Annotated in this window: 12 protein-coding genes; 1 reads left to right on the top strand and 11 read right to left on the bottom strand. The window is 44.4% G+C overall.

Translation table 11 applies throughout. The features are described from left to right. Positions 1-4 precede the first annotated feature (4 nt). Together DACET_RS00605 and DACET_RS00600 are read right to left on the bottom strand one after the other, a co-directional pair. Complete coding sequence (locus tag DACET_RS00605; RefSeq protein WP_013009474.1) at positions 5-664, bottom strand: transglutaminase-like cysteine peptidase; 660 nt, start codon at positions 662-664, stop codon at positions 5-7. A 3-nt stretch (positions 665-667) separates the two neighbouring features. Next, complete coding sequence (locus DACET_RS00600) at positions 668-2,668, bottom strand: TolC family outer membrane protein (RefSeq protein ID WP_013009473.1); 2,001 nt, start codon at positions 2,666-2,668, stop codon at positions 668-670. Positions 2,669-3,528: 860 nt separating this feature from the next. Between DACET_RS00600 and DACET_RS00595 the strand changes: the two genes are divergently transcribed. Further along, positions 3,529-5,262 (top strand): ABC transporter ATP-binding protein, encoded by a 1,734-nt coding sequence (locus DACET_RS00595; protein WP_013009472.1) that lies wholly within the window; start codon positions 3,529-3,531, stop codon positions 5,260-5,262. Between the two features lies 1 nt (position 5,263). Here the strand turns inward: DACET_RS00595 and ybaK are convergent, their stop codons facing one another. The 9 genes from ybaK to DACET_RS00550 all read right to left on the bottom strand — a co-directional run bounded on the left by ybaK (position 5,264) and on the right by DACET_RS00550 (position 11,872). Beyond that, entirely contained in the window at positions 5,264-5,752 is a 489-nt protein-coding gene (ybaK, locus tag DACET_RS00590; protein WP_013009471.1) for a Cys-tRNA(Pro) deacylase, read from the bottom strand. Position 5,753: 1 nt separating this feature from the next. Further along, on the bottom strand, positions 5,754-6,290 hold the full coding sequence (locus DACET_RS00585; protein ID WP_013009470.1) for a hypothetical protein: 537 nt from the start codon (positions 6,288-6,290) through the stop codon (positions 5,754-5,756). Positions 6,291-6,535: 245 nt separating this feature from the next. Further along, a complete protein-coding gene (locus DACET_RS00580; protein ID WP_013009469.1) occupies positions 6,536-6,997 on the bottom strand; it encodes a pyridoxamine 5'-phosphate oxidase family protein in 462 nt (153 codons plus the stop codon). Beyond that, complete coding sequence (locus DACET_RS00575) at positions 6,997-7,464, bottom strand: EVE domain-containing protein (protein ID WP_013009468.1); 468 nt, start codon at positions 7,462-7,464, stop codon at positions 6,997-6,999. Before DACET_RS00575 ends, DACET_RS00580 begins: the two co-directional genes overlap by 1 nt. A 6-nt stretch (positions 7,465-7,470) precedes the next feature. After that, positions 7,471-8,595, bottom strand: coding sequence for an aminotransferase class I/II-fold pyridoxal phosphate-dependent enzyme (locus DACET_RS00570; RefSeq protein ID WP_013009467.1), 1,125 nt, complete (start codon positions 8,593-8,595; stop codon positions 7,471-7,473). Continuing rightward, positions 8,592-9,212: a class I SAM-dependent methyltransferase gene (locus tag DACET_RS00565; protein WP_083772328.1), complete on the bottom strand. Its 621-nt coding sequence runs from the start codon at positions 9,210-9,212 to the stop codon at positions 8,592-8,594. The genes DACET_RS00570 and DACET_RS00565 overlap by 4 nt, the downstream gene beginning before the upstream one ends. Before the next feature lie 7 nt (positions 9,213-9,219). Further along, a complete protein-coding gene (locus DACET_RS00560; RefSeq protein ID WP_013009465.1) occupies positions 9,220-10,017 on the bottom strand; it encodes an ABC transporter ATP-binding protein in 798 nt (265 codons plus the stop codon). Then, positions 10,014-10,907, bottom strand: coding sequence for an ABC transporter permease (locus DACET_RS00555; RefSeq protein WP_013009464.1), 894 nt, complete (start codon positions 10,905-10,907; stop codon positions 10,014-10,016). Before DACET_RS00555 ends, DACET_RS00560 begins: the two co-directional genes overlap by 4 nt. Next, positions 10,907-11,872, bottom strand: coding sequence for an ABC transporter substrate-binding protein (locus tag DACET_RS00550; protein ID WP_013009463.1), 966 nt, complete (start codon positions 11,870-11,872; stop codon positions 10,907-10,909). Before DACET_RS00550 ends, DACET_RS00555 begins: the two co-directional genes overlap by 1 nt. Positions 11,873-12,019 lie beyond the last annotated feature (147 nt).

The following is a 12,019-nucleotide window of genomic DNA, read 5'->3' as shown; positions in this document are numbered from 1 at the left end:
CTCTCTACCTCTTCAATATCTCAAGATCAACAGACTTAAGCCTGCCGACATTTTTTGATTGTGACGGATCAACTCTCTTACCAAGCCCCTTCTGTTTCTGCAGAAAGAGGTCGTTGGCAGTAAAGCTGTAAATAGGCACAAGGTCGTTACGTTGCGTTGCCGGAAGAATCTGCTTGTTATAGTTATCCAGAACAAAAGGGACGGTGCCGGGTTTTTTATAATACGTGACAACCATATGCGCTTCATCGGCATATCCTTTCGCCTTAACATAGGTGAGAAAAAGCTTCTCCTGCGGGACATCCAGTTGCAGAAGAGTGAGGAATTTCGCAACAGCATAATCCTCGCAATCGCCCATTCCAACTCCAAGAAACTCCAGGCGGCTAGCCCAGTAGTCCTCTTTTCCCCAAATCTTTTTGTCTGAGCGATAGGGGATCTGGTTATAAAAGCTGTTAACTTTTATAACCTTACTGTCTTCACTTTCCGCGATTAGTCCGTCCATAAGGCTCAGCAGTCCATCAAGACGCTTAACCGCAAGCTCGCCGTATTTACCTGCATATGACTTCAGACCATCATCAGGCAGGTAAAATCTACCCTGAGAACTGATACCGACAGTACAGAGCATAATAATAAAACATAAAACAGCGAAACCATTTATTTTTGACATAAATTATTCATGTTGTTTCAGGTGCGTGAGCTTGAACTCAATCCTTCTGTTCTTTACTCTTCCATCTCTGGTTGCGTTGCTGTAGAGAGGGAGCTCCTCACCTTTACCATATGTTGTGATATTTTCTTTAGGAACACCCTTCCTAACTAATCTATTATAAACTGATTTTGCCCTTTCTGCTGATAGTTTTTTATTAAATTCTGCATTGCCGCTTGAGTCAGTGTGTCCAACAATCTGAAGAGTGTAGCCTTCCATAGTTTTAAGCTTTGCCGCTATGGCATCCACAACAGGGTAAGAGTCTTTTGTAAGTTTAGACGAATTCAGCTTAAAAAGTATATTGCTGAAATTGACTGTCTGCTCCTCTGCACTGGCATCAAACCCCATCGAATCAACCTTTTCAGGCTCTCCGAGAGAAACCGGCTCCCCTAATGATTCCGGTTCGAGAGTGAGTGCTGATTCTTTAGGCTTGATATACGCAGGAGCATTCTCCGGTGCACTGTAGCCTATGCTGACATTTTCATTATCAGCGCATCCATAGACACCTGTTTCAGTTAACACTGAGTTATCACACTGATCCATAGTATCTTTTACTGTGTCGGCATCTCTATTATTTTCCATGACCTGATAATCTGAAAGGTCAGGGAGCTTAATCTTGTTATCAGTAAGACCAACTTTCTCAAAAAGATCCGTGCGGTGTTCGTAAAGCAGAACGCCGGTCACAAACATAACTCTGTAATAAGCAATTAAAGAGGCATACTTAGATTCAACAAAAGCAGTTTTAGCTGCCTGATTTTCATTTTCCACATCCAAAAGCTCTGGAAGTGTCCTTCTACCGAGCTGATATTCCTCTTTAAATGCCTCAAGGGTTTTCGTACTGAGTCCAACGTGGTTCTTCAGATACTCATATTTTTTATCTTCTGACTCTTTTATGTTCCAGGCGAGCCTGACGGACTCATTCAGATTACGCCTTTCGATGTACGTTCTCTGGTGTTCCTTCAGTATCTCACGGTAATTTTTCTTCTTTTCTGCACTTCGCTGCCCACCGTCATAAAAGTTGTACTTCAGATAAAGCATGGCACTGTAGCTTTTCGTGTCACCCTCGTCACCACCAGTATTATTGTCGTAATCCGCACGAAGTTCGGCGTCAAGCGTAGGGTAATAAAGAGCCTGAGTACGTTTCATTGCAAATTTTTTGGTAAGGACATTATACTTCGCAACATTAAGGGCAGGATAATTGTTAAATGCAAGCTCAACTACATCGTCAACATTTCCGGCAAATTCATATGTTTTAGAAGGATCAAGAAACTTGTCTGGGGCGGCAAAACGTCCGAGCTGTTTATGAAATTTAACCACAGCCTGTTTGAGGTTCTGCTGCTGGGAGATGACATTTGCTCTCGCGAGGGCTACTCTGGATTCTGAATTCAGCATATCCGATTTTCTGCCGAATCCGGCCTCAGTCTTCTCTATAATCTGTTTAAGAATCTGCCCCTGAGTCTCAACATTCTCTTCTGCAAGGGTGAGTAGCTCACGTTCTTTCAGAACGCCGATATATGCTTCTGCTGTTTCGATGAAAACATTGTTGGCAACATCCAGCACGTCATAGGCGGCTGCCATCAGTCTCGCTTTTGTTTCGTTTACATAATTATCAGTTCCAAAACCGTTAAATAGATTCTGTCTGGCATATATCCCGGCAGAACTAGCTGTCAGGTCACGCTCTTCCTCGTCGGAAGAGGCTCCGTTTGTATATTGCTGTCCGACAGAAAACTCTGTTCCGACATTTGGCTTATATCCGCTTTCCGCAGCCCGGACTTCATGAATAAGAGCTTCATAAACTTCAAGAGCTTCAAGTATCTGAGGGTTTGTTGCAACTGATTCTCTGAGGACACTGTCAAGTCCCAGAGGCTCCGCAAACACTTCCGCATTATCAGCATAAGCCGGTAGTGATAACGATAAAATCATTAGAAAGATAAGGATGATTGCTTTTTTAGTAAACTTGGTAAACATATAGCTCCCCTAAAATGTGATACATACCGCTCCGATACGCCGTCATGTCATCTAAAATGATAACACAGTGCGTAACAGCTAACTATAGGATTTTAATTTAGCGGGTATCACGTACTAATAATAAGATAGCCGAACAAGCATTAATAATTCATATTAATGTCATCGAGCCTACACTTTACCCGAAGGGGTAAAACATGTAAAAAACTTTACAATCCTGTCAGGCAAGACAATAGAAAGCTTATTGAGACACTTTGAAACGTGCCCGCTCTCCATAATAATACAACATTCCTTAAAGCCCTTCTGAAAAGGCTGATGGACTGCCTAGACTATATACTCTGCCATGACTCCTCCGACTATAATGTCAGTATTCTTATTCACAATAATAAAAATTCTGCGGTTTTGAGAGTGTTTGTTCTAGCCACCAATAACAAAGACATTACTCTTTAATACAGTTTCCGCGTAGCCCGCGGGCTCACATCCACTACCGCATGTACTCTTTTTCAGCCACATAACCACTAAGCTTTACAATTCCCATCCCCTACTCACTTCATCTGCATCCGGGGGACATCAGTATTGCATTATACGCTTTTATTGCCATGATTACCAGAGTCCTACATAAGATAGTTAAGGTATTTTTACCTCAAAACAAGACAAACTCCGGATCGGCAAAACGTCTCATAAGGGCATTTACAATTAACCTGCAAGAGCGCTTGTTAACAAATTGTCGTACATATTAACAAACTCTACAGTCATTTTTCTACCACCAATAATGAGGAGCTGTTCCCATGTTTTTTACAGTTAAAAATACATACTTTATCAAAAGCTGTTGAAAAAGATAAAATGGTGATATAAGAAGTTGTATGAAAAACATAAAGAGGCTCTGGACTTATTTCAGAGCACAGAAATTATTCATTTTGGCAGCGATGGTCGCATCTGTATTTGTCTCTGCCACTGACGGTGCAACAGCATATATTGTTAAACATATACTTGACGGCATTTTTATAGATAAAGACGAAACGCTCCTGAAGCTCATCCCCCTCGCTATAATTATAATGTATACATTTAGGTTCGGAGCAAGAATCGTTCAGTCATATTTCATACAGCACGCAGGGCAAAAAGCCGTACAGGATATCCGCGAAGACCTGTATTACAAAATGATACACTTGCCCATGCACTATTTCGACAACAACGACACCGGCGCAATGATGGCAAGGATAATCAACGATGTCTCATATTTAAAGAGTGCAGTCCCCGCCGCTCTGAAAATGTTCCGTAGCGGATTATCTATATTTTTCCTTATCGCCGTAGTCCTTTACCAAGACCCTATTCTCGGCTCAACAGTATTCATAGCAATACCTTTTATGGCTCTGCTAATAGATAAAACAGGCAGAAAAGTAAAAAAGTACAGTAAAAAACAGCAGCAGCGTGTCGGAGAGATGGCGACCGCTCTACAGGAAAGTTTTTCTGGAGTAGCAGTTGTTAAATCTTTTGCTAACGAAGATAAAGAGTCAAAAAACTTTTTTATTCTCAATGCCAACGCCGTAAAGTATCGGCTGAAGCAGGTGATGGTTAATGCAATCAGTGCGCCTCTTATGGAGACTATTGCCGGATTTGCTGTTGCAGCGATCATTTTTTATGGCGGAATGCGAGTTATCAGCGGAGAAACAACAGCAGGAACGTTCTTCTCATTCGTTACAGCTTTCGGTTTAATGTTTGATCCGTTTAAGAAAATCAACGAATATAACTCCACCATACAAACAGCGAATGCGGCAGCAGACAGGATATTCGGTGTTATGGATATGGAAAACAGTATTCTGGACAATGACGGCACACTGGAGTGTGATGCTAAAGATAAAATTATCAGATTTGACAATGTTCACTTTAGCTACAGCAGCACACCGGAAGAGGTACTGAACGGTATAAATATCACGGTACAGCCGGGAACAACTGTTGCTCTGGTGGGTTCAAGCGGTGCAGGGAAAAGTACAATCGCATCACTGATTCCCAGATTTTACGATGTTACAGCAGGCTCTATATCCATAGACGGCACAGACATCAGGGACTTTAAAGTGCATTCTCTCCGTAAAAACATCGGGATAGTCTCGCAGGAGCCGTTCCTCTTCAACATGCCGATAAGAGATAACATCGCTTACGGAAGACAGGATAGCGATTTTGATGACATCAGAAAGGCTGCGGACTCAGCGTATGCACTGAAGTTCATAGAAGCTCTACCTGACGGTTTCGACACAATAATAGGCGAACGCGGAGACAGACTCTCGGGCGGTCAGAAGCAGAGGCTCACTATTGCGAGAGCTCTTTTGCAAAATCCACCTATACTCATCCTCGATGAAGCCACAAGTGCGCTGGACACAGAATCAGAGCGTATCGTACAGAAAGCCCTGACTAACCTTATGACTGGACGCACGAGCTTCGTGATAGCTCACAGGCTCTCGACTATATTAAATGCAGATATGATCGTAGTTCTTGACAAAGGGAAGATAGAAGCCACAGGCACACACACGGAACTGCTTGCAAAATCAACAACATACTCACGCTTATGCAACCTTCAGTTCACCACCGAAGAGGCGAAATAAGCTACTTATCAATAGCTACACTGACAAAAACAGGCTTCAACACACGAACCAGATCAGAAGACTTCATGCTCACAAGAAATCCTCTCTTGCCACCGTTAATGTATATGGTCTCCAGTTCAGAAATCGTCTTTTCCATATAAACCGGCATCTGCTTTCTCGTCCCGAAGGGTGACGTCCCACCAACAAGGTAGCCGGTATTTTTATTCGCAATTTCAGGAGTGCAGGGTTCAAGTGTCTTCACACCTATCTCCCGTGCAAGATTTTTTGTGGATATGTCCTTATCCCCGTGCATAAGTACAACACAGGGCTCGGATTTCTCATTCTGTAATATTATAGTCTTAATCACAGCGTGGGGGTCAGCCCCCAGCACTTCGGCAGAATGTTTCGCCCCGCCCTTTTCAACATAATCATAAAGCTGCGGAGTAAATTCAACTTTGTATCTCCTAAGTTCCCTTATTGCCGGAGTTACCGGAATTTTCTCTTTTGCCATATCACTCTCCGAGCATGAGGTTCATCTTCCCCCATGCAAAATCTCTTAGTCTGCTGTCATCAGACCGCAATGCGTCAGTCAAAGCCAGCAATTCATACAAATGAAAATCATCAACAGCAGCCATCGGCACAGAAGGATAAAGCGGCTTAAGCCCTGCACCGAAATAGTCACCAACCTCATAACTCCAAACAGGTATAAAACCTCCGGTGAAGTTAAACCCTTCGAAGAGATGCTCAACACCATAAGATGTCGGCAGCCCCTTCACTGGCTCGGTATAAACTGCGGGGAAAACAAACCGTACTCCGTAACGCAGAAACTCTTTCAGGTTTGTGATATCCGGCAGGTGGAGCTTCTGTTCAACACCGCCTGTTCCCATTCGGAGCTCAGTCAGCAGACTGCATTTTTTTAACCTTCTGACACCGGCATGAACCTCAGAAGGACTCATATGAAGCTCATTCGCCGCCTCACTATATTTCCATTCCCGCTGATGCATGGCAACTATTTTAAGTATAATCATTACATCCTGCGGTTTCAGCATTTTTTCTCCATTATGCCAACACACTTTTCTTTCCATGCGCTGTATTTATAAGCAGTATAATCTGATATAAGCGATGTAACCTGAGCATAGCTAACCAGACTTCACAATATACCATACCTATTCGCGAATCGGAAATCAAACATTAATATGTCTGATAGCAATCATGACACGAAAACGCTTTAATCATAGTTATGTATGAAACTTACTAAGAGGTGTGAAATATATAATTATCAATCTTAAACAACTTACACCGCAGGGGATTGTTTGCCTGTCATTTCATCTATGTCAATCCGCAGCACAAGAGTATTCCCTACAGCCTTATCAGGAAATGAATGGTCGGCACTGCCGTACTGTTCCATGATAGCTGAAAGCCCCGAAACCTTATCGGCAGTCTCTTCGAGAAACACAACTTTTCCGTTCCCTATCACAGACTTAAAGTGGTACGTCCAGCCGCAGGCTTGTTCTTTGGCAGCTAAGGATGTGTCTGCACTCACTTCAAAGCAGACGTTCGGATTTCTCCGGAGGATGTCAACCTTTCTCCCCTCTTTAGCGCAATGGAGATAAATCGCCCCATCCTTAAACCCGTAGCTCATAGGCACAAGATAAGGCTTCCCTTCGTCAACCATTGCAACCCTTATAATCTCGCCCTTTGCCAAAAGAGCGTTGATTTCAGTCTGGTCGGATATAAGCTTCTCACTACGCCTCATCAGAACTCCTTCGACATGCTGACAATAGTTTCGAATTCATTTTTGCCCACAGGCATGATAGAAAGTCTGTTCCCCCTCTGGAGGAGTTTCATACCCGCCAGATTATACATGCTCTTCATCTCTTTCAGGGTTACTGTCCTGTCAAACTTTTCAACGAATCTGATATCCACCATTACCCATCTCGGATTTTCTTTAGTTGACTGGCGGTCATAATATTTGCTTCCGGAATCAAATGCGGTATAGTCTGCATACGGCTCACTAGCCACTTCAGCAATACCCACCACGCCCGGCTCATCTGTATTTGAGTGATAAAACAGGACTCTGTCCCCTATCACCATGTCGTCACGCATAAAATTCCGAGCCTGATAATTTCTTATACCGTCCCAGTGTTCGGTGCTGTTTTTGCAGTTTTTCAGGTCATCTATAGAGAATGATTCCGGTTCAGATTTCATCAGCCAGTATCGCATGTTGCCCTACCTTTGTTTGAGATATTCTTTGAGCCTGCGTATACCTTCAGCCATATGTTCAATGTTTCTGGTATATGCAAAACGTATGTATTTTCCTGTATTGTTCCTGCCAAAATCCACACCGGGGGTAACAGCTATGCGGGCATTTTCGAGAAGCTCCAGCGCAAAGTTGTAACAGTCATCGGAATATTCTGAAATATCCGCCCATATGTAAAAAGCGCCTTCCGGCACAACATCTATCTTAAATATGCTTTTCAGTTCATTATAAAGAAAGTCACGGCGTTTTTCATATTCCGCCTTATAGTCTTCTAAAAACTTATAGTCAAAAGCGTGCACACACCCTATCTGGCTCATAGTCGGCGCAGAGATGAATAAATTCTGCATAACTACCTCAGCAGGACGAACAAGCTTTTCCGGAAGAATCATCCAGCCAAGCCTTGCGCCAGGCATGCAGAAATATTTTGAAAAACCGTTTATAACTATAGCATCATCTGAAAATTCCAGTGCAGTATGCTCTTTAACTCCACTATAAACAAGACCATGATATATTTCGTCGGATATAAATCCGATATCTTTTGATTTGCAATATTCTATGAGACCCAGCAGGTTCTCTTTGCCATACAGATTTCCTGTGGGGTTGCAGGGTGACGATATCTGCACAGCTTTTACATTCTCATGTTCCGCAAGCATCCCCGCAGTCATCTGATAATTTGTTTCTGCACCAACAGGTATCATAACCGGATCAATACCAAGCACATATGAATAATTTTTATAGCAAGGATACCCTGGGTCTGTGAAAGCAAGCTTTTCGCCGATGTCCACAAGTATCGAATAAGCAATCAGAAATGCACCGGACGTCCCCACTGTAAGCATCACACGTTCAGGGGAAACCTGCACTCTGTAATACTGCTTATAAAAATCAGAAATTTTCTCCCGCAGAGGCATTATCCCTTTTGCCGGAGTATACGGAAACTGACCATCATCCAGAGCTTCACGCATCCCGTCAAGAACACCGCCGGAAGGCGCCATGTCAGGCTGCCCTACTTCAAAGTGAATGCAATCACCTATCTCGTTCGCACGCTGAAGGATGTCCATAACTATAAATGGCGTAAGGTTTTCTGTTCTTTTCATTTTGTCCCTATTGCGAGCAGTACGGGAAAATTTATCTTTTCGCCGTTACGCTCTTTTTCCATAACTGCCCCCTGTACCACTTTCACGGAAGAAAATCCGTATTTTTTCATGGTTTCGATGAGCCAGTTTTCACTAAACCCCTCGTTCTTCACCCCTTCGTGAGCCACATCATGAAACGGCACATCTGTCAGTTCTAAATCAGCGACACACAGCTTCCCGCCAGTGCGAAGCGACCTGTAAGCTTTGCTGAAGAAATCCTCCGGTCTGTCCACATGGTGCAAAACCATACTGCATGTCAGCAGATCAAAAGCGTTCTCAGGGAAAGTATCCTTCTCTATATCAAGAAATTCGGTAGTCAGGTTCGTAAGCCCCGCTTCCTCCGCCTTTCTATTCAGAACATCTATCATCCCTCTGGATGTGTCGTACCCTGTCATCGTCTTCGCATAGTCCGCAAGCCCCAGCAGAATAAGCCCTGTGCCTGTGCCGAAATCAGCTATATCTATATCTTTCTCCGGTTCAGCATATTTTATAATGGAATTTACTACATCACGTGCAAGCTCAACCCTGCGCCCTTTGCTCTCCCACTGGGATGCTCTTTCATCAAATATCGACATCATTTACCTCTTATTTACTCAGAAGCAGCTTGTCGTCAGCAAGCCCTTCTCCACGCACCTTTTCAAACATACCGAGCAGGTCAGGAATGGTAAGCCCTTCCTTATCTGCACCTTTGATATCAAGAACAATCTCCCCTTCATGCATCATAATTATGCGGTTGCCATATTCCAGAGCCTGCTTCATGTTGTGCGTAACCATCATAGCAGTTAGTCCTGTATCTTTGATAATCTTATCCGTAAGCCCCATCACAAGCCCGGCTGTTCTCGGATCGAGAGCGGCTGTGTGCTCGTCCAGCAGAAGGATCTGCGGCTCAGCCATTGCTGCCATCAGAAGGGTAAGGGACTGCCTCTGCCCACCGGACAAAAGCCCAGCATTCGTATTAAGGCGGTCTTCAAGACCAAGTCCCAGCTCTTTCAGCCGTTCTTTAAAATGCGCTCTTTTTGCAGAAGTAACACCTTTACGGAACCAGCGTTTAGACCCTCTCTTTGAGGCTATCGCCATATTTTCTTCGATGGAGAGAGATTTTGCAGTTCCACTCAGAGGATCCTGAAAAACAACGCCGATGTATTTCGCACGCTTATATTCCGGCACCTTCGTGATGTCATCACCGCCAAACATTATGCATCCGCTGTCGGGACTCAGAAATCCGGCTAAGATGCTGAGCAGGGTTGACTTACCAGCCCCGTTACTTCCTATTACGGTGATAAAATCACCCTCTTCTATTGTAAGGTCAACACTGTTTATCGCTATCTTTTCATTCACAGTGCCTGCATTAAATACTTTCTTAATTCCCCGGAGTTCGATCATGACTTCAGCCCCCCGAGTTTTTTACGAAGCCCCGGAAATGTCAGGGCAAATATAACTATTATTGCTGTTATAAGGTTCAGGTCTCCAGGCGAAAGCTTCACAGGTCCGAGCTCCACAGAGAGAGCGTATGCAACAGCAAGCCTGTATATGAGCGAGCCGATAACAACACCGACCACAGCCCGAAGAACCGTTCTGCTGGACAGTGCCGCCTCGCCTACGATCACAGAGGCAAGCCCCGCGACCACAGTTCCTATCCCCATATTAACATCGGCAAACCCCAGAGACTGAGCAACCAGAGCACCGCACATAGCAACGAAAGCATTGCTGAGTGCCACTCCGAAAAATACCATGCGGTCAGTGTTAACCCCCTGCGCCTTCACCATCTTCATGTTGTCACCGGTAGCACGCAGCGCAAGACCGACATCAGTATGAAAAAACCATACCAGAAAGATACAAACAGCCACAGTGAAAAAAGCGAACAGCACAATCCCCGCAAACTGAGGACTTATTCCCAAAGACTCCACAGGGGTGAAAACTGTCTCATACCCCAGAAGCGGAATGTTAGGCATCCCCATTACACGCAGGTTAACTGAATAAAGGGCTATCATAGTCAGGATGCCCGCAAGCAGATTAAGAATCTTAAGCTTAGTGTTGAGCAGAGCAGTAACCGCACCGGCAGCAAATCCCGCAGCAAACGCAGCAGCAACAGACACATAAGGGTCAACTCCCTTTGTGATAAGCAGCGCACTGACAGCAGCTCCCAGCGGGAGAGTACCGTCCACGGAAAGATCAGGAAAGTCCAGAGCTCTGAATGTCAGGAAAACACCGAGAGCCATGAGCGAGAAAACAAGTCCGTGCTCAACAGCTCCCAGAAATGCAAAATATGTCATCAGTTATTTATTACTTCGGCATTATTAACAAGTTTTGCCGGAATACTGTGGTTCAGAGTTCTTGCGGCTTTCATGTTTATAAGCAGCTTAAGGTCTTTTTGAAATTCAACAGGGATATCCCCCGCCTTCTCGCCTTTAAGTATACGGCAAACGACAACACCTGTCTGCTCTCCGTGTTTAAAATAGTCAAAACCTTTGGCAGCCAGAGCGCCTCGTCTAACAGAGTCTGTGTCAGACATAATAAGAGGAATTCTGCTCTCATCCGCAACTTTGATGACAGACTCAAGAGCGGACACAACAGTATTATCCGTTGTGATATATATAGCCTGAACTTTCCCCACCAGCGACTGTGCCGCAGCATAAACACCGGATGAGTTTGCTATGGCGCGCTCAACAAGCTTTACGCCTTTCTTTTTGGCAGCGGCTTTTGCTAGCTCAAGCTGAGACCTGCTGTTCTGCTCGCCGGAATTATAGATTATCCCCACTGCTTCCGGTGTAAAGCCGAGCTCGAATATAAGGTTAAACTGCTTTTCTATCGGAGCGAGATCACTCACCCCTGTAACGTTTCTGCCGGGTTTCATGAGGTCTGTCACTATCTTCGCACCGACAGGGTCTGTCACAGCGGAGAAAACAACAGGCGTGTCAGGAGAAAGCTTGTTATATGTATTGATAAGTGCGAGAGCTGCCGGTGTCGCAATACCGACCACAACATCATTTTTATCCCCTGCAAATTTGTTGGCGATCTGGTTGGCTGTCACCATATTACCCTGAGCGGACTGGATGTCATACTCGACATTCTGCCCCTCTATATACCCGCAGTCTCGCAGTGAGCTTTTGATACCGTCACGGACAGCATCCAGAGCAGGGTGCTCGACTATCTGGGAAATGCCTATCTTTACCATGTCACCGGCAAAAGCGGTTGACACTAATAATACGGCAGTAAGAACCAGCAATATCTTCTTCATAAGTTACCTCTTGGTTTAGAAAATTCATACCATGACAGATTTTAAACAGTGGGACAGAAAATTCAAGAAGTATTATGAGTGGAACCGTACAAAAAGAACAAGCGGCACCGGACGATGCCGCATAATGTCAGAAAAATGAAGTAACGC

Origin of the sequence: Denitrovibrio acetiphilus DSM 12809 (assembly GCF_000025725.1) — a bacterium.
GTDB lineage: Bacteria > Chrysiogenota > Deferribacteres > Deferribacterales > Geovibrionaceae > Denitrovibrio > Denitrovibrio acetiphilus.
Note: the sequence above shows the minus strand (reverse complement) of the source record. Positions and strands in the feature narration are given on the sequence as shown.

Excerpts from the sequence above, each read along its gene's own strand:
- DACET_RS00605 (WP_013009474.1), bottom strand. The coding sequence starts at position 664 with ATGTCAAAAATAAATGGTTTCGCTGTTTTATGTTTTATTATTATGCTC.
- DACET_RS00600 (WP_013009473.1), bottom strand. The coding sequence starts at position 2,668 with ATGTTTACCAAGTTTACTAAAAAAGCAATCATCCTTATCTTTCTAATG.
- DACET_RS00595 (WP_013009472.1), top strand. The coding sequence starts at position 3,529 with ATGAAAAACATAAAGAGGCTCTGGACTTATTTCAGAGCACAGAAATTA.
- ybaK (WP_013009471.1), bottom strand. The coding sequence starts at position 5,752 with ATGGCAAAAGAGAAAATTCCGGTAACTCCGGCAATAAGGGAACTTAGG.
- DACET_RS00585 (WP_013009470.1), bottom strand. The coding sequence starts at position 6,290 with ATGCTGAAACCGCAGGATGTAATGATTATACTTAAAATAGTTGCCATG.
- DACET_RS00580 (WP_013009469.1), bottom strand. The coding sequence starts at position 6,997 with ATGAGGCGTAGTGAGAAGCTTATATCCGACCAGACTGAAATCAACGCT.
- DACET_RS00575 (WP_013009468.1), bottom strand. The coding sequence starts at position 7,464 with ATGCGATACTGGCTGATGAAATCTGAACCGGAATCATTCTCTATAGAT.
- DACET_RS00570 (WP_013009467.1), bottom strand. The coding sequence starts at position 8,595 with ATGAAAAGAACAGAAAACCTTACGCCATTTATAGTTATGGACATCCTT.
- DACET_RS00565 (WP_083772328.1), bottom strand. The coding sequence starts at position 9,212 with ATGATGTCGATATTTGATGAAAGAGCATCCCAGTGGGAGAGCAAAGGG.
- DACET_RS00560 (WP_013009465.1), bottom strand. The coding sequence starts at position 10,017 with ATGATCGAACTCCGGGGAATTAAGAAAGTATTTAATGCAGGCACTGTG.
- DACET_RS00555 (WP_013009464.1), bottom strand. The coding sequence starts at position 10,907 with ATGACATATTTTGCATTTCTGGGAGCTGTTGAGCACGGACTTGTTTTC.
- DACET_RS00550 (WP_013009463.1), bottom strand. The coding sequence starts at position 11,872 with ATGAAGAAGATATTGCTGGTTCTTACTGCCGTATTATTAGTGTCAACC.